This is a genomic window from Flavobacterium sp. JLP, from assembly GCF_015350755.1.
In the GTDB taxonomy this organism is placed as follows: Bacteria; Bacteroidota; Bacteroidia; order Flavobacteriales; family Flavobacteriaceae; genus Flavobacterium.
Map to the genome: position 1 here is coordinate 246,117 of NZ_JADKPS010000003.1, position 22,231 is coordinate 268,347.

The following is a 22,231-nucleotide window of genomic DNA, read 5'->3' on the forward strand; positions in this document are numbered from 1 at the left end:
AAAAATTAAAACAGACTTTGTTCTGCAAAAAAATATCCGTTGAAGAAAATCCTTGCGTTTTTATTATTTTGGAGCTGCACACTACAATATGCACAAACTGTTCGAAAATATTCGAATGAGTTTATGAATATTGGGGTTGACGCTGCCGCATTAGGAATGTCGAGTGCAGTTGTCGCTTCGACTAATGATGTCAACGCAGTTTACTGGAATCCAGCGGGTTTAACTCATCTTGAAGACCACCAAATTTCCTTAATGCACGCCAATTATTTTGCTAATGTTGCGCAGTACGATTATATTGGATATGCAAGTCCGATTGACGATCGAAGTGCTTGGGGAATTTCGATGATTCGATTTGGAGTCGATGATATTATGGATACCACGCAATTAATCGACAGCCAGGGCAATATTGATTATAACCGAATCAGCCTTTTTTCAACTGCAGATTATGGTTTTACATTTTCTTATGCTAGAAAACTGCCTGTTGAAGGATTTCAATATGGAGTAAATGCAAAAATTATCCGCCGAATTATAGGTAAATTTGCGAATTCTTGGGGTTTTGGTTTTGATGTTGGATTGCAATTTGAGCGAAACGACTGGAAATTTGGCTTAATGCTTCGCGACATTACAACGACTTATAACGTGTGGAATATTGATGAAGCAGAATATGCGAAAATTGCCAATGCCATTCCAGGAGAAAATAACGAATTGCCTGAAAGTACCGAAATCACTTTGCCAAAAGCACAATTAGGAGTTTCTAAAAAATTTGATTTTCATAATGATTACAGTCTTTTAGTCGCTACAAATTTAAATATGCGTTTTGAACAGACCAATGATATTGTTTCATCAAAAGTGGTGAGTATCGATCCTGCAGTGGGTTTTGAATTTGGATATACGGATCTTGTTTTCTTGAGAGCCGGCGCGGGAAATTTTCAGAATGTAACTCAGCTTGACAATACTGAAAAGATCAATTTTCAACCCAATATTGGATTAGGTTTTAAGTACAAAGGCATTCAGGTAGATTATGCTTTGACTGACTTAGGAAATCAAAGTACAGCTTTATACTCTAATATTTTTTCTTTAAAAGTAGATTTAGGTATCTTTAGATAAAATTTACAACCATTCAACTTCTTAAAATTTTAAATCATGAAAAATGTCATTTTCAAAAAAACACTTTTTAGTTTACTATTATTACTAAGTTTTATTGGTTTTAGCCAAAGCGTACCTTTGTCAAAAGATTCAAAAATAAGTGTTATTACTTGCGGACTTGGTAATGAAACCTACTCTTATTTTGGCCACACAGCGATTCGAGTTGCTGATCCAGCAAATAATATTGATCTTGTTTACAATTATGGCGCTTTTGACTTTTCAACGCCAAATTTTGTAGCAAAATTTGCCAAAGGCGATTTGCAGTATTTTGTAGTCGTACATCCATTTGGTGATTTTATGAATGAATATAATTATGAAAAAAGAAGTGTTTTTGAACAAGAATTACTTATTCCGCAAGAGTTAAAACAAAAACTTTTTGACAATTTAAATACTACTCTCCTTTCTGAAGATCGTTTCTATACTTATAAATTTATTGATAAAAATTGCACGTCGATGGTCGTTGATATTATCAATAAAACGTTGGGCGGACATGTAATTACTAAAAAAGGTGACACGGATATCACGTATCGATCGATTTTATTTCCTTATTTTGATGGGCATTTTTATGATAAATTGGGAACAAGCATTATTTTTGGAACTAAAGTAGATCAATTAGGCACCAAGATATTCCTGCCTTTTGAATTGAAAAACAGCTTAGAAAAAACTACTGTTCAAAATCATCCTTTAGTTGCTGAAAGCAAAACAATATTAAGTTTTGCAAAAGAAACACCTGCTTCGTGGTGGAATAACGTTTACACTTATATTTTTATACTGGGATTTGTTGTTTTAGCGCACAACAAAGTAGTCGACAAAATCTATCTTTTAATTTTGTCTTTAATGGGAATATTTTTTGTTGTAGTTGGGTTTTATTCATTTCACCATGAACTGGCGATGAATTATAACGTGCTTTTATTTAGTCCGCTTTTGTTGATATTGATTTTTCTATCAATCGCTAAAAATAAAAGATGGACCTATAGATTTGCCGTTTTACATTTAATTTTTCTGGTAGTTTATGCACTTTTCATCCTTAACAAAGCACATTTCTTGATTATGTTGCCAATGATCATTACAAGCGGATTTGTTTTAGTAAGAGTAGCCATTAGAAACAAAAAACGTATTCCGATTATTATATAAAAATTACTGTCCGCGATAAAATAAAACAGTAGTAATCGTTTTGAAAGTAATACTTAAATCTAGAAAAACACTTCGATGTTTGATGTAATATAAGTCGTACTGAAGTTTCATCAAACTCTCATCTATAGATTCTCCATACGAATAGTTAACCTGCGCCCAGCCCGTAAGTCCTGGCTTAATAACATGTCTTGTTTCGTAGAAAGGCATTATTTGTGCAATTTCTTTAACAAAAAATGGACGTTCAGGTCTTGGTCCAATAACCGCCATATCGCCTATTAAAACATTAAAAAACTGAGGCAATTCGTCTATTCTTGATTTACGCATAAATCTTCCAAATGGAGTTACTCTCTGATCATTTGAAGTTGCAAATGCACCATTAACATCTGAGTTTTTGACCATTGTTCTAAACTTATATATCTTAAAAATAATTCCATTTTTACCCACGCGTTCCTGTGTATAAAACAAACTCCCTTTATTAGCAATAAGGTTTCCGACAAAAATTAATGGAATAAAAACAACACAAAAGAGAAGTCCGATAATAGAAAAAACACACTCTATAAATCGTATCAAAAACAGATATAATTTATTATTATTACTACGGCTAAAAGGAAAAAATCGATAAAAGTCACGCGCTATATAATGCACTGGGATACGCTGTGTTTTACTTTCGTAAACCTGTGTATACTCTCGAATAACATTTCCAGATTCTAATAGATGAAGCAGCTGCTGATATAAATCAGCTGTAATTCCATCCGTATTTTGTGAGGCAATTACGATTTCAGAAACATTATTATGGGATACAAAAGTTTCTAAATCATCCTTACTAATCTCTTTCACATAATGAAAACAGGCCTTTTCTTCAGAAATTGAATCTGAGTTTACAAAGCCAATAATTTTATAATGCGGATCTACACTTTCAAGTCCAAGAACTAATTCTTCCACCTGATCCTGATCGCATATTAAAACTACATTTTGAGAAAAACGCTGAGATGCCAAAAATAAAGCATAGAAGAAACGCCAAAGAAGTATTACAATTAATACTGTAAAATAAAAAATCAAGATTACCAATCGGTGTTTTGGCAGTTCTGGTGATAAAACAGGTGTAAGCAGGTAAACTAAAATTGTCGTGGAGACAGAAAGAACTACACTTCTAAGTATCTGCAGCTGGTTGCTTGCCACTTGTAGATTATACATTTCAAAAATTGTCCCAAAAATATATAAATACCCAACCAGTATTATTGGACGATATATTGTTTTAATTCCAAATGTAAAATAATGATAATCTAAAAATAAATTTAGAAAATACAAGGCAGAGAATAGGAAGACAGCATCAAAAGCAAAAAGGAGTACTTTTCGTTCTGATATCTCAAAATGCATTTTATTTTTTGAACGCATCATATGTTTTTAGATTTAAGGTCTTTAATCTAAGACAAATGTATCATAAAAAACATAAATTAATCTACCGAATTTTCTGCTTTTTGAGGAATTTTAATATGTACGGAAAGAAGTGTTAAAGCATACACAAATGCCGGCGCCGCAGTTCTCATAGCTGCGTGATTTATGGTCAACAGCCAAAACATAAAGAATGATAAAAAATATAAATGCTGTCGATTATTAATATAGAGAATAAAAGGTGTTATAAAAAGTAATAGAAGACCAAATATACCAAATAAGCCGTGCTCAGCAAGCATTCGAGAAATCTCATTGTGTGAAGCAACTTCCATTCCGAAAGATTTTCTTCTAAATTCTTTTCCCATTCCTGCTCCTACACCCATAATAGGATTCTCAAAAAAGAGTTTTATTTCAGAATCTATAATTTCTTCTCGTCCTCCTAAACGATCTTTTTTCACTCTTCCTGCTGCATCCTGATTAGCATAACGCTTCTCGATCAAACCTCTTGTCTGTATAGAACTATACGTCCATATTCCGATACCCATTAAACCCGTTAAAATAAAAACCAAAACAAACTTGCTTTTTCCTTTTGCATTTGAAAAAAAATATAATAAGAACAAGAAAGTACAAATCATTACCACGGCAGTTATAACTCCGCCTCTTGAAAAAGTTACAATTCCTCTATAACTCATAAAAAGCACTAAAAATCCATTTAAGATCATCGCTTTCTTTGATTTTGAAAATAATATAAACTGAGTAAAAAAGATAAAAATCCCTAATCCTAAAACAGTTGAAACTTGATTAGGACCAAAACCACCTGAAGTTTCAAAATTAGATTGTGTTCCTGTTACTACATCTCTAACGCTCGGATTAAACAAAAAAAGATAAGTTGTAGTTGTTATAATAGGAAGTCCCATTGTAAGAACAATATTTTGCAAATCAGAAAATAAAATTTTCCTTTTGTACATATATATCGCGCTGATTCCTAAACAAACTGGACCAGATAAATTAAAAACCAATGATTTCTTAATATCGGTATCATATTGCGTTTGTGTTGCAGTTAATATTATTCCAGGAATCAATAACATCAAGAAAAACCAATACACAAATGCATTCGTAGAAAAATTGCTGTATATCATACCAGCAAGCATAAATAAAATGACATTAACTTTAATATATTCATTATTAAAATTCCCGCCAGTCATTCTAAGAAAAACCTCAATACCAACTAAATAAGCTGCAACTAAAATAACTTCATTATTCCTATTCTTAGCATTATAAACAATATAAAAACCAATAATTGGAATTAAAAGCGCCAAAATTTTGGATAGAAATGGCAAGGCAAAAACTGCTAAAGCAATGAATGCATGAATTATGACTAAACGGAAATACGAAAATTGAGTGTTTTTCATTTATTTATCTTGGAGCAACTTTTGATAAAGCAAAATTAATCAAAGTATCCAGCCATAAAGCATAATTCTCAATAATAGATTTTTGGCTGTAATTTAACTCTATAATTTTATTTAAGTGCTGTCCCATTTCTATTCTAAGATTTTTATCTTCCATTAATCTTGTAATTGCTTCTACAAATTGGTTTATATTGTTGGATTCAACTATTAATCCTTCTTTTTCTGAAATAATTACTTTAGACATTTCTCCTACATTTGTAGCAACAACAGGTAATTTATATAATCCATACTCTAAAACAGCTAATGGAAGTCCCTCTGACAATGAAGGAAGAATCGCTATGTCACATTGCTTTAATACAGATCCAATATTTTCTATTGTTCCGTAAAAAAAAATATTTTTTTCTAATTTTAAATCTCTAATTTTAATTTTAAGTTTTTGAGAGTAATCGTCTTCAAAGTCTTTTCCAAACAAATGAAAGGTCCATTCAGGATATTGCTTTGTAATTACATTTGCGGATTCAATTATCAGTAAATGATTTTTTTGTGGACGCAAATTAGCGACACATACAATTCTTTTTCCCTCTAATCCTTTTATAATTACATTCTGATTTGCTTTTGAAATATCTTCAATAAAATTTGGAAAATAAATAATATTTGAACACCATAAATAAGATTTTGCCCAATCTTTTAATGCTGTATTTACCGAAATAATTCCCTTAAAAAAAAGTGATCCAAATTTTAATCCTAAATTTTTTCTAGATTTTAAATCTTGGGAAATACCATAGTGATCGTGCCAGATAATATCTATTTTTACGAAAGTCAATTTTAACAACACCCCTATAAAAAACGAAGAACTGTGAGCATGCAATATATCAATCTTATTTTTTTTAATATATTTCCTTAAACGAAAAACAGCACTCAAATCAACACTCTTTTTTTTTTGTAAAAACAAATAGGAAACTTCGCTACGTATCTGATTTTTTAGGACGCCCTCTTTTCTCGTTGCAATTAAACCTGAAAATGCTATTTTATTAGATAAGGCATTAGCATAATTTACTGCCATTCGCTCTGCCCCGCCTGCTTCTAAAGAATCTATAATTTGTACAATTCTCATTTTAATAATAACTTTTTAATTTCAGCTTCAAAAACTTCTGTTGTGTATTGTTGTGACCATTCGTAAGCTAATTCCCTTTTCGTATTAAAAATATTTTCATCTTTTATAATTTCATGTATTTGAGCTAAATCTCTATCTAAATTCATTTCTAATAAAATACCTCTTTTTCCAAAATCAAGCATAAAGGGCACACATGAAACTTTAGTAGCTATAGGAATACTTCCCCAAAACATTCCTTCTGCGATAACTTTTGGCCAACCTTCGCTTTTAGAAGGCAATATTACAAAATGACTTTTTTGATAAGCATTTTTTATTACCTCTTTACTTTGATTTCCGTTTAAAAAAACACAATCACTTAATTTCTTTTCTAAAATATAATTTTCAAGATTATCACGTTCAATACCTTCTCCATATAAATCAAGTTTTACATCATATCCTTTCTTGATTAAACCCTCAATTAATCGAATTGCATATAATGGGTTTTTCCCAGCAGTCAAAGTTCCTACAAAAACGAAATGTATTTTTTGCTTTAAATTCAATAAATTCAAAGTTAATTTTTCATTATCTGAGTAAGTTGCAGTAAAAAAAGCTTTTATATTTTTCGTACTGTTTTCCCAGTTTCCATAAACCAATACCTGCATATTTCTCGTCAAAAACGTATTGTTTAAAATCCATTTTTGCATTCGATAACTTAAAGGCTGATTTGCATCAGGATCCCAATTACCTGCATATTTTGCCGTCTTAGCCTTATTCGGAAATACTATTTGTACTAAACATCCCAACAAACCAATATTTCCGGGACAACGTAAATGAATATGATCTGCAGCTTTCATTGCCTTAAACAAACCGTAAATATTGTAAAAACAATAGAAGAAAGATTTAAATAGATTAAAGAAAGATTTTACATTAAAATCTTTTAATTTAAAATGTAGCGAAACAGAAAAAGGAATTTTTGTTATTAGAAGCCCATTATCTTTTTCCCAAACTGGACAGCAAAAGATAATTTCATCCACAAATTTTTCTAAAATAATTAATTCATTTACGTAAGGGCTATAAGCGTAAGGGTGATTATCTCGATAGACAAACGGAGCTGTTGAAACAATTAATAATTTCATTAGATATAATCTTTTGAACCTTTATTAGAGATTATTATTGCAGGTACTCCTAATACAACTACATTATCTTCGAAAGAATTTTTAACTAATGAACAAGCGCCAATTAGTACATTATTTCCAATATTAATTTTTCCTGCAACAACTGAATTTGCCCCTATATATACATCATTTCCCAAAACAGGAACTCCTCTATTTTCATTTAACCCTGAAACACCTATTGTTACACCTTGTGAAATATTACAATTGTCGCCAATAACGGCATTAGCATTAATAATAATACCACCAAAATGACCTATGTAAAATGAATGTCCAATTTTTACCGAGGCTGAAATCGAAATTCCTGTTGTTAATTCAATTATCTTTTGCCAAATTAATACCAGAAATAATAATGGAATTCTAAAAAGTCTCCATTTTACTGTATGATATATAAAGTGAGCTATTCTATATTGAAAAGTGGCCCAAAATCCTTGAGTGAAAAATAGAATTACAAAAAAATGGCCTCCGTATTTTTTATACTTTTTATAATCTGATTTTATAAGCTGTAATAATTTCATATTTTTCTTTTAAATCAAAATTATTTCAATGTCTTAATTTTGGTTTATTAAATAATAAACTCCACCAGCCAATGTTTCTTCCTAAACTTTCTGTAAAGGCTTCTTTTTTATTGGATGAAGTAAATGTATTACTAAATCTTATTATTGTCAAAAGAATAGTAATGGCATGCCATTTTAAAATCGTTTTAAAAGTAGGATTCGGATTTTTTATTCTCCAAACATACCAACCATTTCTCACTACCATTTTTCCGTATTTATATCGATTTGGCCTTCCAGATTCAGCATGAAAATGATTTAACTTTGCCATTGTATTTAAATACAGCTTACCTGTTTTCGAAACACGAATAGTAAAATCTGCATCTTCATACAATCCATAACCCTCAAAATAAGTAGAAAACGAAAATTGGTCAAAAACTGATTTTCTAAAAGACGAAACACCTCCCATTAATTGTTCAACGCGATAAATTTTATTACTTGGAGGCAAAAAGCCAACACTTCTACCATGCGAAAAAGAAGGAGAAAAACCTGGCGGACAATCGCTATCCAAATTAAGTTTCTTGCGTAAAACAAAACGACTCCCATCTGTACGCTTCCATCCATCAAAATAAAATTCTCTAATTTTTGGAATATAATTATTTGCTACTTTCTCCCATTTGGTTTCGTTACATATATAACCTCCAACTCCTAAAGCGTTGGGAAAAATTTTATAAGTATTTAATAAATTTTCAAAATAATTTGGTTCTAAAACAATGTCATCATCTAAAAAGCAAACAAATTCAATGTTTCCGTCAACTTTTTTAATTCCAAAATTTCTTTGTTTTGTAAGTCCGCGATTTTGATCATTAACCAAAAAATACTTTAAATTATCGAAATTATTTTCATTTAAAACAATTTCAGTTTCATCATTTAAAGATCCATCAACTATTAAAATCTCATCAGGATATAACGTTTGACTCTGAACCGAATGTAATAATTTCATGAGCGGTTCCGGACGCATATAAGTGCAAACAATTAAGGAAAATTTCATTCTTTATTGATTAATTTATTTGCCCAATATAAACTTTGCTTCCATTCTTTCTGAAAATTCAGAAAATATTTTATCGGATTTTTAATAGATTGCTTGCTATAATATTTGATAAACAGCATTGTTTTATATCCTTTTAATTGTTCTTTGGTTTCATGCAAAATCTTATAAAGCAATATTGTTGGAGAAGGTTTTGGCTTAATTTTGTCATTAGTCCAAGCAACTTCTGGCTTTGTTCTGAAACCACCAATAGGCGCTTTGAGATGCAAAATTTGAGGGTTAGGAAAAAATAAAATATCATATCCTTTATTTCGAATTTGCATACCAAAATCTCCATCTTCCCCAAAACCAAATTCATACCTTAAATCAAAAAATAGATCTGTAACAACTTCACTTTTAACAATACTACAGCCTGAACCAAATGCTATCCATTGAAATATTTCTTTATGAGTATTTATTTGCCCTTTCTGTAAGCAACTAAAAGTAAGCACCTTACTATTATTTATCGTTATTTGATTAAATGCAGATTCGATAAAAGACTCAGTAATTCTAATATCATCATCGGCAAAAAACAACCACTCGCTCTCAATATCTTTTAATGCAAGATTTCTGGCATTACAAGCTCCAGCCTGATTGGTGAAGGTATGTTTTATTTTAAAAGGCCAAGGTTCTGAAATTAAATAATCAAGTTCTGAAACACTTCCAAATAAAGGATTTTGCTCTATAACTATTACATTATTGGGTACAATGGTTTGTTTTGACAAATCTTTTAAAAAATCATATAAAAACTTTTTTCTTCCGATAGTAGGAATAATTACATCTATTGTTTCGGAATCAGTTTTTTGTACTGACGTAAAATTATTTATATCATTTATTTTTATATCTGCATTATTTCTGTTTTTAAAGAAAAAACTATACAACAAAGCAAAAAATGGAAATTTAAATTCATTAATTGCTAAGTTAAAAAACAACAAAAATATCCACTGTGTTTTGTAATGTTGTTTGACAAATTTAAACAGTGTGAAATTAGAAGATTTAGGAACAATATTAAATTCAACATCTTCTCTTAATAATTTATTTTCAGAATAACAAAGCAATCCTAACGGCATCCCTACCTTGGCAACTGAATTTAAGAAATAATCAAAATCTGAATCTAGTTTTATTTTTTTATGGACTGCTAACAAAACCGCTGAATGAACAACTCCAACAAAACTGCTCATTTGCCATGTTGGATACCTCACTTCTTTATTAATTTTAATAAATGGAGATTGATCAACATAGCCTATTTTTTTCCCTAAAAAGCTTATGCTATTGGGGTTATAAGATAACATCATTTTATTATGATGAAAGATATTCTCTATTACATCTAAGTTTATAAAATCGCGATAATTTTCATGGCACCAAACTATTTTAGATTCGGGATGTTGTATTCCTAAATCTACAAATACTGCAGCAATATTCGCATTTTTATCAAAAGGTAAGGCTTCATTATTTTTTGAAATAACCCTTATAACTTTCTGCAGATTATGATATAATACGATCAAAATTTAGTTATTATTGATTTATAAAACTCAATATTTTGATTTGCCAGAACATTTATATCAAAAAAGTTTTCGACCTTTTCTCTTGCTGATTTTCCTGCCTGAACAGACAAATTTTCATTTTCTAAAAACTCGATTATCCGTTTGGCATACAAATCATGATCTTTCGGATCAACTAAAAATCCGTTCTCTCCTTCATCAATCATTTCATTTGCCCAGCCAATATTTGAAGCCACAATTGGTTTTTCTAATGCCATAGCTTCAAGCCAAGAAACAGGAAATGCTTCAGCAAAAGAAGGAAAAACACATATTTGTGATTCCTGAATTTTTTGTTTGATCTGATCGTATGGGACTGCACCAAGATATTCAACATTTTTAATTGCCTGATCAGAAAAAAGATCTTGCATCATTTTCCAGGTCGAAGGATTTCCCGAAATAATATCACGAACATCTTTCCCTACCAAAATTAATTTAGCCTCAGGATTAATTTCTACAACTTTATTAAAAATCAATGGCAATTCTAATAATCCTTTTTTTCGAATAAGACTTCCAAAATATAAAATGTTTTTATCCGAATTTTGCTTTAAACTTTCCGTCTTAAATAAACTGGAATCAATTGGATTTGGAATAATTTTAAATTTCTTGTTTAAACCAAAAACAACATTAGTTTTATCTGCAGTAAACTGACTTACTGATATTAATCCGTCAGCATTTTGCAAAGCTCTTTTTTCATGAAATTTATTTACCCATTTTACATGGCGATTATCTAAAGAACAAAAATAGGTATCTGAACCGTTTAATCTTATAATCAACGGACATGATTTTGGTTTTATAAAAGATGAAATGCCTGTCCAGTCCGGTGCTTCAACTAAATCAATTTCTTTATCAAAATGTAATCGATTTATTATTCGTTCAATCTTTTTTCTTGTCAGAAACCATGATAATCCTTTTAATTTGACATTTTTAATCTGCTGAATCAAAATCCCATTATCCTCGAAGACAACATCTTCTTTTTGACCGTATACCAAAACCCGAACCGTAACGCCTTGTGCCAAAAGTCCAATTGCCAAGTTTTTAATACTTGTACCTATGCCTCCAAAATTGCCTGTTTTAGAATGTGGATATTCTGGTGTTAAAAAGGCTATTTTCATTTTTTATTTATTAAAAAAATCTTTTAAAATTCTAGCTGTAAATATTTCCGCACCAATATTATTCATATGACCGCAAGAAGAAAAATATTTATTTTCGATTACAACATTTTCATAATTATGAATTTCTGGATAAGCCTTTTTTACTTTATTAAAATAATTCATTCCTGCCTCATTTTCGCAAACAGGAGTCATCACGGCAATAAAGTTAATACGGTTTTGTTTACAAATGTTTCTTATTTCTTCGTAATATTTATTGTGAGGCAAAGGATTTAGGTTTTCAAGATTGCCTTTCATATTTGCATTTTTTTTATAACCTAACGGATAAAACCCTAAATTATCTAAAGCATTTGTTTTTTTATGTACCGCTGTAAAAAACGCTTCTCTAAAGCCTATTTTAGTATCAAATTTTATATATCTGTAAAATGGAATATAATATAACTCATTAAAATTTTCTTGAGTTTCAAAATGATTTTTTATAACCTCTGAATTATGAATATAAGGTAAAAATAAGGCTGAAATACCCTCAGCTTGATGATCACCAGAAAGATTCAAATCAGCTTCAAGAATTACATTTTTAATTGTATATTTTCTTTCGATCATTAATTTCAGCATTAATGAGGCTTCAAATAAATGCCCGCCACTCATACCGTAGTTAAAAGCTTTTAATCCTTTGTCTTCAAACATCTGAGCTACAAAATGATTGTTAGCTCGAGATGAGCCTAAAATAACAACATCGAGTTTTTGTGCTTTAGAATTAAAAACAGTTTCGATTTTCCCTCTGTTTTTAGATTGCATAAAAACAGCTGTATATAATCCGTCAAGTGCAACTGCAATTACAATTATTACAATGAAAATTTTGGTTGTGTAAATTAAAAAACGCTTCATTAGAATTGAAAATATATAAATTCTTTATAATCCGAAAAAGTTCCTAAGGCCATTATTGCTACTATTGCTAAAGCTACCTTCAACAGGCTTCTTTTTCCGGAAAGAGGTTCAATCTTATTTCGATTATTCCATTCGACTAGAACAAACAAACCAATAATTCCTAATAATTCATAGCTGTAACGTTCGTTTTCTAAATATTGAAAACTAAAGTCTTTACTTGTAAAAATTCTTTTTATATAAAGAACAGCATCTGTAATTGTTCTAGATCTAAAAAAGATCCAAGCCACACACGTTAATAAAAAAGTATATAAAATGCTCATTACTATTTTAGCAGAATCAAAATTAAATTTTAGCTTGATGGCATCCATATTATTTCTGTTGCTATTTGACAAAAGCAATGGCAAAAAGTAAACGGCGTTAATGAATCCCCAAACCACATATGTCCAATTGGCTCCGTGCCAAAACCCGCTGACAATAAAAATGATAAACGTATTTCTGATTTTCATCCAGATTCCGCCTTTGCTGCCGCCTAGTGGAATGTATAAATAGTCGCGAAACCAAGACGAAAGAGAAATATGCCAACGGCGCCAAAACTCGGCAATATCTCTTGAAAAATAAGGATAATTGAAATTTCGCAATAAATCCAATCCAAACAATTTAGAAACTCCCAATGCAATATCAGAATAACCTGAAAAGTCTCCATAAATTTGAAATGCAAAGTAGATTGCTCCCAGAATTAATGAAAAAGAATTCATAGCAGTATAATTGTCAAAAATGGCATTAGCATAACTTGCGCAAGTATCTGCAATGACCACTTTTTTTACCAATCCCCATACAATTTGACAAATACCTTCTTTGGCTTTTTCTAGATCAAATTCTCGTTTTATTTTTATTTCTGGTAATAAATGGGTAGCTCTTTCAATTGGACCCGCAACTAGAAGCGGAAAATAACTCACAAATAATGAGTAATCTACAAAGTTATATTCGGCTTTTATTCTTTTATAATAGATATCAATTACATAAGATAATCCGTGAAAAGTATAAAATGAAATTCCGACTGGCAAAATAACATTTAATAAAATTGGACTTGCCTTAAATCCAGCCGAACTTAATAGTTCAGCAAAAGATGAAGCAAAAAAGTTATAGTATTTAAAAATTCCTAAGAAACCTAAATTGACTAAAATACTAAGCCAAAACCAAAATTTACGGCTTCTTTCAGACTTTCCTTTTTCAATTTGAATTCCGGTGTAATAATCTAAGAAAGTAGAGAATACTAATAAAAACAAGAATCTCCAATCCCAACAAGAATAGAAATAATAACTAGCAACGATTAATAAAGCATTTTGAGTGCTTTTAGTTTTATTAAAGACAAACCAATACAAGAAAAAAACGATTGGCAAGAAAATAGCAAAAGCTAATGAGTTAAAAAACATCCTTGGTATTTATAAATTTTAAGATTAATATGTTTTCTCTGTAAATAGTTTGAAATGATTTTCTACCATTTTCGGCAAAGAAAAGGAATTGGCAATTAATTCTCTTGTATTACCTGATATCTTTTTGTTTCCTAAATACACATTTTCTAAAATTTCGGTTAGAGCCTGAATATTTTTTGCTTCAAATATATAGCCATTTTTGTTATTCGCAATAGCTTCCGTATTTCCTCCAACATTTGTTGTTATTACAGGAACATTTGCAGCTAGACTTTCTAAAATTGACAAACTGAAACACTCCATATGTGTAGGCTGCAGCATATAATCGTATTGGCAAAAAACCTCATTTAAGTTTGATTTGCTGCCCATAAAAGCAAAAGAATTTTGAAGAGAATACTTTTCAATTTCATTTGCCAATTGTTCTTTATAAGGTCCATCACCATAAATATCGATCTTAATCTCAGTTTTTATTTCTAAAGGAAGGAGATTTACCGCTTTGATCAAATCTTGGATTCCTTTTGACTCTCTTAAATGCGATGCTACTAAAAATGTTGTTTTTTTTTCATTTCGATGATTTCGAACTAAAATAGAATCTAAAATAACTCCGTTGTAAATGGTTTGTGTTTTAGATTTAAGATGAGATCCAAAATCTTTTAAAATTTCATTTACTGTATAATTTGACACTCCAATAAAAACATCGATGTATCTTGAAAATAAAATTCCTTTCAGCTTTTTATTTAATTTCTTTTTAAATGAATATCCGTTTAAAGGCCTAGGATTATGATCAACTGCAATTATTACAGCATTGGTCAATTTCTTTATTTTATAAAATAATGGCGTGCATAATTCTACAAAATGCGTAATAACGTGCGAGTAACCTGTTTTATTTTGCTTGCAAAAATCAAGAAAATGACTTTCTACATTTTCAGATTTGCTTGTGTAAATTGTCAAATTAGAATAATTTCCGTGATCGGAACTATTTGGAAAAAACCAATCTATTTCGATTCCATTTTCTTTACATTTTTTGTCAAAATCACAGAAAAAATAATCCATACCTCCAACTCTTTCTGGAAGTAATCTATAGTTGCAGATTACGGCTATTTTTTTATTAGTCATGAAATGCGGCTAAAGTTGATGCAATTCGTGCGCTTGTTCCTTCCAAATTTTGACCTATTTGTAAATCGATCATGGCTTCTCTGTCTTTTTTCCTTTCGCTCGGATTATTTAAAGTCTGATTAATCTGCTCAATCAATTGCTTTTTATCTTTTGCAATTAATACCGCATTCCCATCAATTACTTTTTTATAGTGATTGTAATTCAAAAATCTTTGATCGTCGTAAAGTCCGTTTTGCGGATTTCCAAAGACTGTATTAATTACCGGTTTATCAAAAAGCATAAAATCAAGGCTCATTGTAGAGCACATATTAACACTTAAATCTGAGTTTTCGAGTAACGAACGCAAATCAACAATATCTTCATGACTCGGAATTCTTTGTGACCAGCTTTCCTGGTGATTTTCTCTAGTCAAAATCCATTTTGGGACATTCCATATAATTTCCGGAAATTCATCACGAATAGCTTTAAATCTCCGATCATCTTCGGCTGGAGAAGTTCTTACTAAAAGTTGCGAAGGAAATTCTATTTCATTATTTCTAATAGCTTCAGCAATAGCTTTAATGACAATTGGATCATTTGGCCCAATTGAAACATCGGCACAACTGTAGCAAATTATTTTTTTATCGCGGTTTAATCCAAATTTTGCAATGAAATTTTCTTTTGTCGTTTTGTATTTATCAAGGACATAAGGCTCAAATTGTGGTGTTCCAACAACTTTTACATTTTCGCTTTTTACATTTGGATAAAAATAAAGAAGTTCCTCTTTCATCAATCTACTCCAAACTAAAAAATGGTCAAAACGCCCTAGCATTCTTCCTTTTGAAGCCAAATTATCCCAGCTAAAAATAAAAGTACTCGTTGGAATTTTTGACTGAATTGCTGCATATAAAAAAGGAGCTAAATATGGAGGCCTCTGATGCGTAAAAAACAAATGTGATGGTTGATCTTTTTTAAGAATTTCAACATATTCTTTTGTTATTTTATTTTTTGAAAAAGATAAAAATTGAAGTTTCTCAGCCAATAAAATACTTGAATTAGAATTGATAAATTTCGTAAAGAAATAAATGCTTTTAACAAATAAAGAACGAAGCGAATTAGTTTTCGGATAACCCACAAGTAGATTGTCTTTCATTCCATAAAATGATTTGTATTTTTGCAAATGCGCAATTTCTTTCCATTTTCTAAAAGCCCAAGTTGTTTTTCCTTCTTTAAAAACGGTAAGTTCTTTTATTTCAAGTTTTGGGTTATTTAATTTTGGATAACAGCTTTCAGGCAAACCAGAATAAATTATAATTTCATCAAATTGATCTGTCGCTTCCGCAAGAAAATCACTCATGATAAAATTTCTAAAACCAACTCCATCGGTTATTACTATTCCTAATTTTTTCATTTATTTGATTTATAAATTCTCCTGATTATTCTTTTATAGTTTTTCTCAATTTTTTTAATCAAGAAAAATTTCTTGTCTTTAAATATTATTGGATCAGAAGTTTTAGATTCTTCAAAATTCAACAAATTAAATATATTATTTATTCGGCTGGTATGCTGTTCATTATTTTCGTAAGCCCTGGCAAACCAAGTATGATACAAAAAAACTTTTCCTTTATATAATACTGAATTTGTAATTTCATCTTCATTCATTTCTGCATTTAAAAAAAGAATTTTTTTATTCTTCCTTCTTAACCAAAGATAAAAGCAATAATAAGGCTCAAATAAACTTTTTAAATCATATTGACCCATGATATTAGTCAAGTTGTCATTAAACTCATTATTTATGAGATAGTTATTTTTTATTATTTCTTTTTTGTCCCACATAATTTCAAGCTCTTTAAAATTGATGATTGAAAAAAAAGTATTAATCACAAAAGGGTTAAAAACTCTATGTTTAATTACTCCTCCATCACGAACTCCACAAACAGTATAATTCTCAATTTTCATATGATTAATAATATCAAAAACAACAGTAGCATCTTGAAAAATAACATCTTCATCCGCCATAATAAGCCATTCTAGATTCTTATTTTTCAGTTTTTTCATTATATAAAAAATACTTTCTATTCCATACATTCCGTTTCTTCCGTCAATCACATATTTTTGGATATCTTGCGGAAAAAATGCCGAACTCTTAGCATATAAATCAAAGTTTATAACTGTAGAAACTATTGCAATATTAGAATTTCCTTCTGGCATATTAAAAATCAAATCTTTTTATATAATTCAACAACTCTTTATCTTTAATATCAGGGATTAAGATTCGGTTTATTTTTTTACTAAATTTATTTTTCTCACTAGAATAATAATTGTTAGCCAATAAACTCCCTGAAAAATTCAATTCACTTATAAGCTTATAAGTTTCTGAGTTGTATGAACCATGGGGCAAAGCCAAGTATTTTATGTTATTAGGAGTTAATTCATCTAGCTTTTCTATTGACAATATTAATTCTCTTTTTTGTTCTTCATACGTTAAATTTTCCAAGGGATAATGATTATGCGTATGAATTCCTAACGTAATTAGAGGATGTTCAGATAGCAACTTCAGTTCTAAATTATTTAGCGATCGATATTCATCTCGAGGAGAAAACGGTATTTGATTTATTTTTTCAAATTTTAAAAACCATCTTTCTTTGTCTTCATTAGATAATGGATTCAAATAAGCTGTAATACTCTTGTAAGTATCATTTGATTTTGAAGCCCTTTCTTTAAAATTTGGAAGATAAAATAATTCATCACAATAAGAATAGTCAAAACCTAATCTATCCCACCAAAATTCCTTATCTGTGTTAATATTTAGTGTTGTTATAAAAATAGTGGCTGGTATTTGATATTTCTCGAGTAAAGGCAAAGCGTTTATAATATTATCCGCATAACCATCATCAAAGGTAATTACTAAACCTGATTTTTTTAAAGAGGTCCAATCTTCATTTAATTTTAAAATCTGATATTTATCTTTAAAATAACGTAATTGATTCTCAAAGTTTTTGACACTTACAGTAAGTTGACCCAATTTATCATCTTTTATATCATTCACTCTATGATACATAAGAACCAGAATTGGTCTTCCATACAATATTCTGCTTTTTGCTTTTAAAAGATTATAATATAAATTCTTAATAGATTTAAAATACCACATTATCCTTTATTTTTAGCATTTGATATAAACTAATACATTGCCAAATATGAAAACTAGACTGGATATTACCTTCAAAATATTTTTTTAATTCTTCTTGCAAAATTTCTTTATTAAACCAATCGCCATAAATTGAATTCTCTAATTCTGTAAAACAATTAGTTACCCATTCTTTTAGATTATGTTGCAACCACTCACGCTGTGGTGTCTGTAATGCTCTTTTAGGTGCAAAAGCCAAATCATTTATAAAATATTCTGAAGCAATTTCTCTTAAGATAAATTTAGAAATTCCATTTTTTATTTTAAAATCAAGTGGCAGTGAAAAAGCAAATTCAACTAAGCGATAATCCAAAAACGGTTCTCTTAATTCTGTTGAAAAAGCCATAGAAGCCCGATCATTAAATCGTAATGCTCTGGGTATTTTAGTGTAAAATAAATCTCGGTATTGTTTATTTAAAACCTCATCATTAAACAGTTTTGGATACAATGGTTTTTCTGCTTTTGCTAAAAAAGAATTTGCAAGCATATTTATTTTATACGGAGAGTCCTGAACACCTTGTATTGTAGCTTCATTATTTTGAGTGTAATAATCATACCCTGCCCATTGCTCGTCCATGCCTTGTCCGTCAAGAAGAACTAGAACATTGTTTTTTCGAGCCTGCTCAAAAATTTTAGCATATGCCAAAGTAGGAATACCTCCAAAAGGCTCATCTTCCTGCCATTGCATTTTTTGAGTCAAAGCTGGAACTTCATCTGCTTTCAAAAGCACTTTTATTAGTGGATTTTGGGTTTGTTCATTCATTTTTTCTACCCAAGGCAATTCGTCGTAATCTGAATTATTGGTAAAAAAAGTGTAAGCATTAATTTTTGAATTGTCTTCCTGAAGATTTACCAAAGCCAACAAAATAGAACTGTCTAGTCCGCCACTGACATTAAACCCAACTGACACATCAGCTCTAAAACGCAAATTAATACTGTCTTTTAAAAGAACAACATATTGCTTTTTTACCTGTTCGAAAGTTAGATTTTTTGGTTGTTTTGCCACCTCATCTTCGAAATAATACCATTTTTTTATGGTTAGATTTTGGTTTTCAAATTCTAAAAAATGTCCTCCAGATAGTTGTGCAATATTCGACCAAAAAGTTTCATCGGGCATTCCGTAAGACCCAAATGCAAAATACGAAGCCCAAACTTTTTCATTAGGTTCTTTTGCTATTCCCGCCGCATGAATTGCTTTTATTTCTGATGAAAAATAAAAGGTATTATTTAATAGCGTGTAATAAAAAGGTTTTACCCCAAATCGATCTCGAGCTGCAAATAGTTTTTTCTCTTGATTATCCCAAATTGCAAAGGCAAACATACCATTGAATTTTTCTAGACAAGATTCACCATAAATAACAAATGCTGCTAATAAAACTTCTGTATCCGATTCTGTTTTGAAATTATACTGATCACAAAGTGTCGCTTTAATCTCTATGTAATTATAGATTTCTCCATTAAAAACAATAATATAACGTCCTGAATTATCCAAAAATGGTTGATTAGCTTCTGATGATAAATCAATAATTGCTAAACGATTATGTCCTAAAGCACAAAATTCTGAATCAAAATATTTTGCTCTTGCGTCAGGACCTCTGTGGTCCTGAGACTCTAGCATTTTATCTAGTTGAATTTCATTGTACAAACCTATAATTCCTGCAATACCACACATTATTTCAATCTATTTTGAATCATTTTTTCTGCTTTTTCCCAATCTTTCATCGTGTCAATATTAACATAAAACTCTGGATCTGATTCTATAAAAGCAGTACTTTTTCCGTACAATGAAAGCTGCTCTAAAAGTACTTTTGTTTTAGTAATATAAATACTGCCATCTCTATGATAAGCGATAGGAAGTTCTTGTCTTCGGGTAATGATTTCAGTTTCTCCTGTGGCAATCTTTAGATTCCCATCTGAATTGACTTCAAATGACCAATGTGGATTATATTCGTGAGGAATTTTTTGAACAGAAACTAAAGAATCCGAATCTTTTTCTATAAATTTTTCTATGGCTTTATCTAAAAAATCAACTGTTCTAAACGGGCTAGTGACTTGCAAAAGACAAACGGCATCAAAAAATATATTTTGATTTTTATACCATTGCAAAGTATGAATAACAACATCTATTGTTGGTGTATTATCTTGCGCCAATTCTACTGGTCTAGAAAAGGGTGTATTTAATCCTAAGCTTTTTGCGGTTTCTATAATTTGCGCATCTTCTGTCGAAAGAATAACTTCTGTCAAGTATTTCGATTTTAAAGCAATTTCAGAAGTATACGATAATAATGGTTTTCCGTTTAACAATTTAATGTTTTTACCCGGAATTCCTTTAGAACCTCCTCGAGCTGGAATTATGGCTAGGATTTTCATTTTTTATAAAAAATATTAAAAAGTTTTTTTACTATCTTTTTCTGCAATCCAAATTGTTTATTAAAAAACCAATTATGATGCAAATCAATGGATTTAGTATTCAATTTATTTTTAATATTTGTATCAGCCTTATTGTTATTGTTCTGCAGATCAATCATCCAGTTTTCCAATTTATTTCCCATATGATAGGCATAATTGTTATAAGTAGATAATCGAAGTTTATTGGCTTTATCAATTGAAAAATCAACATAATCATTTTCCGAAGTCCCACCAACCAGAGTCAGTGACGGATTTGTAGGAACAGTTTTAAATAGAATATCTCTGTCAACTGTCAGTACTTGATGTCCGCTTCCAATATTTGCTTTACAATCATTACTTTCAATTACATTCCATTTATGATCTATATTCGTTTCTAGATCCCAATTTATACTTTCCAGATATTTATTATAAGCCTCAAAATTTTCAGGAATAGCTATTGATTTAAATTTTATTTTTCTCAATAAAATATTTTTCAAAACAGTTGAAGTGCCAAAAAGCAAACCTTTCACTGGAATAGGCGAAACTGAACCGACATTAGAAAAACTAAAGAAAACTTCTTCTACCTTTTCTTGCCAGCCTGTTGTAAAGAGAATATCTGCATCTGTAAGTGTGATGTATTTTTCTCTTGAACCCCTTGCTGCACCAATTAATGCATCTATTTTTCCAATATTTGTGTTATGTGATATTAAAGTATCTATTTTTTTTTCTTTCAAATAAAGATTCAAAAAATCAGATACTTTTTCATGCGATCCATTATTAACAACAGTAATAGCAGCCTGTGAATTTATAGTAGAAACCAGAGAATTTAAACACGTTTTAAAAACATCAAATGAATGTTCGTAAAATCCTTCTTCGTTTGGTATATAAACTACAACAACAATCCTGTGATGAGTTGTCAATGTAATTTTTCGTTCACTTTTTTGAGGATTTGAGCCTACTCTCATAGCTTAATTATTTTTGGCAATCAATTAAAAATAAATTCCCAAGATCATTGTTTAAAATAGATTTACCAATTAATTTATAATTGACAGATTTAAGATAGTTAACAATTTCAGAATCAATATCTTTTTCTATTGACAAATCTGTTTCAATAAGAATAACTTTAGGTCTATATTTTTTCCAATCATTAGATTTTAGTACTTCTAAATCAAATCCTTCTACATCTATATCAAAAAAATCAATTCTATCATTTACTGAAATTTGTTTATCTAAAATATCTTTTAAATTATAAACTGGAATTTTTAAAACATTTTTAATTTCTGATTCCAAATTATGCTTTTTAATGAAATCAAAATTTAAAGTGTTCATTGTACTATACCTATCATTTAATTGATAGTAATTTAAACCTTTACTATCTGGACCAATAGCACAATTTATAAAAGTATCCTTTGGTCTAAACTTATTAAAAAGTAATTTCAATTCAGGGTTAGGATCAATACAAATTCCTTTCCAGCCTCGTAAATAAAAAAAGTAAGTATTTGAAGCTTTTACAGGATGCCAACAACCAATATCAACATAAACACCTGGAACAGTTTCCTTAATTATTTTTTTTAGTTGAATATCATCCCCACCACCTTGTGAAAAGCTTATATTATATCTTCTGTAAATAAATTCTCTGATCTTATTTTTCAACGTAGTCTGTTTT

At 29.9% G+C, this 22,231-nt stretch carries 20 protein-coding genes; 2 read left to right on the forward strand and 18 right to left on the reverse strand.

Features of this window, described 5'->3' with window-relative positions; all coding sequences use genetic code 11:
* Positions 1-123 precede the first annotated feature (123 nt).
* Both IRZ83_RS10555 and IRZ83_RS10560 read left to right on the forward strand, forming a co-directional pair.
* Positions 124-1,107, forward strand: a complete 984-nt coding sequence (locus IRZ83_RS10555; protein ID WP_194568870.1) for a PorV/PorQ family protein — start codon at positions 124-126, stop codon at positions 1,105-1,107.
* Between the two features lie 36 nt (positions 1,108-1,143).
* Entirely contained in the window at positions 1,144-2,280 is a 1,137-nt protein-coding gene (locus IRZ83_RS10560; protein WP_194568604.1) for a DUF4105 domain-containing protein, read from the forward strand.
* Between the two features lie 3 nt (positions 2,281-2,283).
* Here IRZ83_RS10560 and IRZ83_RS10565 read toward each other — a convergent pair whose 3' ends face one another.
* The 18 genes from IRZ83_RS10565 to IRZ83_RS10650 are packed head-to-tail and all read right to left on the reverse strand — an operon-like array spanning position 2,284 to position 22,218.
* Positions 2,284-3,675, reverse strand: coding sequence for a sugar transferase (locus tag IRZ83_RS10565; RefSeq protein WP_194568872.1), 1,392 nt, complete (start codon positions 3,673-3,675; stop codon positions 2,284-2,286).
* A gap of 59 nt (positions 3,676-3,734) precedes the next feature.
* Positions 3,735-5,084 (reverse strand): O-antigen ligase family protein, encoded by a 1,350-nt coding sequence (locus IRZ83_RS10570; RefSeq protein ID WP_194568606.1) that lies wholly within the window; start codon positions 5,082-5,084, stop codon positions 3,735-3,737.
* A gap of 4 nt (positions 5,085-5,088) precedes the next feature.
* Positions 5,089-6,195 carry a glycosyltransferase gene (locus tag IRZ83_RS10575; protein WP_194568608.1) on the reverse strand — a complete coding sequence of 369 codons (1,107 nt, stop codon included), beginning with the start codon at positions 6,193-6,195 and terminating at the stop codon, positions 5,089-5,091.
* The gene (locus IRZ83_RS10580; RefSeq protein WP_194568610.1) at positions 6,192-7,310 is read right to left on the reverse strand and encodes a glycosyltransferase; all 1,119 of its coding nucleotides are present in this window, start codon (positions 7,308-7,310) and stop codon (positions 6,192-6,194) included. Before IRZ83_RS10580 ends, IRZ83_RS10575 begins: the two co-directional genes overlap by 4 nt.
* Complete coding sequence (locus tag IRZ83_RS10585; protein WP_194568612.1) at positions 7,310-7,864, reverse strand: serine O-acetyltransferase; 555 nt, start codon at positions 7,862-7,864, stop codon at positions 7,310-7,312. Before IRZ83_RS10585 ends, IRZ83_RS10580 begins: the two co-directional genes overlap by 1 nt.
* Before the next feature lie 25 nt (positions 7,865-7,889).
* Positions 7,890-8,891: a glycosyltransferase family 2 protein gene (locus IRZ83_RS10590; RefSeq protein WP_194568614.1), complete on the reverse strand. Its 1,002-nt coding sequence runs from the start codon at positions 8,889-8,891 to the stop codon at positions 7,890-7,892.
* Complete coding sequence (locus IRZ83_RS10595) at positions 8,888-10,432, reverse strand: glycosyltransferase family 2 protein (protein ID WP_029272143.1); 1,545 nt, start codon at positions 10,430-10,432, stop codon at positions 8,888-8,890. Before IRZ83_RS10595 ends, IRZ83_RS10590 begins: the two co-directional genes overlap by 4 nt.
* Entirely contained in the window at positions 10,429-11,580 is a 1,152-nt protein-coding gene (locus tag IRZ83_RS10600) for a glycosyltransferase family 4 protein (protein WP_194568616.1), read from the reverse strand. Before IRZ83_RS10600 ends, IRZ83_RS10595 begins: the two co-directional genes overlap by 4 nt.
* A 3-nt stretch (positions 11,581-11,583) precedes the next feature.
* Complete coding sequence (locus tag IRZ83_RS10605) at positions 11,584-12,465, reverse strand: hypothetical protein (RefSeq protein ID WP_194568618.1); 882 nt, start codon at positions 12,463-12,465, stop codon at positions 11,584-11,586.
* Positions 12,465-13,898 (reverse strand): MBOAT family O-acyltransferase, encoded by a 1,434-nt coding sequence (locus IRZ83_RS10610; protein WP_194568620.1) that lies wholly within the window; start codon positions 13,896-13,898, stop codon positions 12,465-12,467. Before IRZ83_RS10610 ends, IRZ83_RS10605 begins: the two co-directional genes overlap by 1 nt.
* 24 nt (positions 13,899-13,922) lie before the next feature.
* On the reverse strand, positions 13,923-15,011 hold the full coding sequence (locus IRZ83_RS10615) for a glycosyltransferase family 4 protein (RefSeq protein ID WP_194568622.1): 1,089 nt from the start codon (positions 15,009-15,011) through the stop codon (positions 13,923-13,925).
* A complete protein-coding gene (locus IRZ83_RS10620; protein WP_194568624.1) occupies positions 15,004-16,401 on the reverse strand; it encodes a hypothetical protein in 1,398 nt (465 codons plus the stop codon). Before IRZ83_RS10620 ends, IRZ83_RS10615 begins: the two co-directional genes overlap by 8 nt.
* On the reverse strand, positions 16,398-17,201 hold the full coding sequence (locus tag IRZ83_RS10625; protein ID WP_194568626.1) for a hypothetical protein: 804 nt from the start codon (positions 17,199-17,201) through the stop codon (positions 16,398-16,400). The genes IRZ83_RS10620 and IRZ83_RS10625 overlap by 4 nt, the downstream gene beginning before the upstream one ends.
* A gap of 1 nt (position 17,202) precedes the next feature.
* Positions 17,203-18,141: a polysaccharide deacetylase family protein gene (locus IRZ83_RS10630; RefSeq protein ID WP_194568628.1), complete on the reverse strand. Its 939-nt coding sequence runs from the start codon at positions 18,139-18,141 to the stop codon at positions 17,203-17,205.
* The gene (asnB, locus tag IRZ83_RS10635; protein WP_194568630.1) at positions 18,128-19,849 is read right to left on the reverse strand and encodes an asparagine synthase (glutamine-hydrolyzing); all 1,722 of its coding nucleotides are present in this window, start codon (positions 19,847-19,849) and stop codon (positions 18,128-18,130) included. The genes IRZ83_RS10630 and asnB overlap by 14 nt, the downstream gene beginning before the upstream one ends.
* Positions 19,849-20,547 carry a cytidylyltransferase domain-containing protein gene (locus tag IRZ83_RS10640; protein WP_194568632.1) on the reverse strand — a complete coding sequence of 233 codons (699 nt, stop codon included), beginning with the start codon at positions 20,545-20,547 and terminating at the stop codon, positions 19,849-19,851. Before IRZ83_RS10640 ends, asnB begins: the two co-directional genes overlap by 1 nt.
* Positions 20,544-21,530, reverse strand: a complete 987-nt coding sequence (locus tag IRZ83_RS10645) for a glycosyltransferase family A protein (RefSeq protein WP_194568634.1) — start codon at positions 21,528-21,530, stop codon at positions 20,544-20,546. The genes IRZ83_RS10640 and IRZ83_RS10645 overlap by 4 nt, the downstream gene beginning before the upstream one ends.
* 7 nt (positions 21,531-21,537) lie before the next feature.
* A complete protein-coding gene (locus tag IRZ83_RS10650; RefSeq protein ID WP_051662741.1) occupies positions 21,538-22,218 on the reverse strand; it encodes an FkbM family methyltransferase in 681 nt (226 codons plus the stop codon).
* Positions 22,219-22,231 lie beyond the last annotated feature (13 nt).

What these genes read in the sequence shown, in the direction of transcription:
- IRZ83_RS10645 (WP_194568634.1), bottom strand. Translation starts at nt 21,530, where the DNA reads ATGAGAGTAGGCTCAAATCCTCAAAAAAGTGAACGAAAAATTACATTG.
- IRZ83_RS10605 (WP_194568618.1), bottom strand. Translation starts at nt 12,465, where the DNA reads ATGAAGCGTTTTTTAATTTACACAACCAAAATTTTCATTGTAATAATT.
- IRZ83_RS10585 (WP_194568612.1), bottom strand. Translation starts at nt 7,864, where the DNA reads ATGAAATTATTACAGCTTATAAAATCAGATTATAAAAAGTATAAAAAA.
- IRZ83_RS10600 (WP_194568616.1), bottom strand. Translation starts at nt 11,580, where the DNA reads ATGAAAATAGCCTTTTTAACACCAGAATATCCACATTCTAAAACAGGC.
- IRZ83_RS10570 (WP_194568606.1), bottom strand. Translation starts at nt 5,084, where the DNA reads ATGAAAAACACTCAATTTTCGTATTTCCGTTTAGTCATAATTCATGCA.
- IRZ83_RS10630 (WP_194568628.1), bottom strand. Translation starts at nt 18,141, where the DNA reads ATGTGGTATTTTAAATCTATTAAGAATTTATATTATAATCTTTTAAAA.
- IRZ83_RS10590 (WP_194568614.1), bottom strand. Translation starts at nt 8,891, where the DNA reads ATGAAATTTTCCTTAATTGTTTGCACTTATATGCGTCCGGAACCGCTC.
- IRZ83_RS10575 (WP_194568608.1), bottom strand. Translation starts at nt 6,195, where the DNA reads ATGAGAATTGTACAAATTATAGATTCTTTAGAAGCAGGCGGGGCAGAG.
- IRZ83_RS10560 (WP_194568604.1), top strand. Translation starts at nt 1,144, where the DNA reads ATGAAAAATGTCATTTTCAAAAAAACACTTTTTAGTTTACTATTATTA.
- IRZ83_RS10610 (WP_194568620.1), bottom strand. Translation starts at nt 13,898, where the DNA reads ATGTTTTTTAACTCATTAGCTTTTGCTATTTTCTTGCCAATCGTTTTT.
- IRZ83_RS10640 (WP_194568632.1), bottom strand. Translation starts at nt 20,547, where the DNA reads ATGAAAATCCTAGCCATAATTCCAGCTCGAGGAGGTTCTAAAGGAATT.
- IRZ83_RS10580 (WP_194568610.1), bottom strand. Translation starts at nt 7,310, where the DNA reads ATGAAATTATTAATTGTTTCAACAGCTCCGTTTGTCTATCGAGATAAT.
- IRZ83_RS10625 (WP_194568626.1), bottom strand. Translation starts at nt 17,201, where the DNA reads ATGCCAGAAGGAAATTCTAATATTGCAATAGTTTCTACAGTTATAAAC.
- IRZ83_RS10620 (WP_194568624.1), bottom strand. Translation starts at nt 16,401, where the DNA reads ATGAAAAAATTAGGAATAGTAATAACCGATGGAGTTGGTTTTAGAAAT.
- IRZ83_RS10555 (WP_194568870.1), top strand. Translation starts at nt 124, where the DNA reads ATGAATATTGGGGTTGACGCTGCCGCATTAGGAATGTCGAGTGCAGTT.
- IRZ83_RS10565 (WP_194568872.1), bottom strand. Translation starts at nt 3,675, where the DNA reads ATGCGTTCAAAAAATAAAATGCATTTTGAGATATCAGAACGAAAAGTA.
- IRZ83_RS10615 (WP_194568622.1), bottom strand. Translation starts at nt 15,011, where the DNA reads ATGACTAATAAAAAAATAGCCGTAATCTGCAACTATAGATTACTTCCA.
- asnB (WP_194568630.1), bottom strand. Translation starts at nt 19,849, where the DNA reads ATGTGTGGTATTGCAGGAATTATAGGTTTGTACAATGAAATTCAACTA.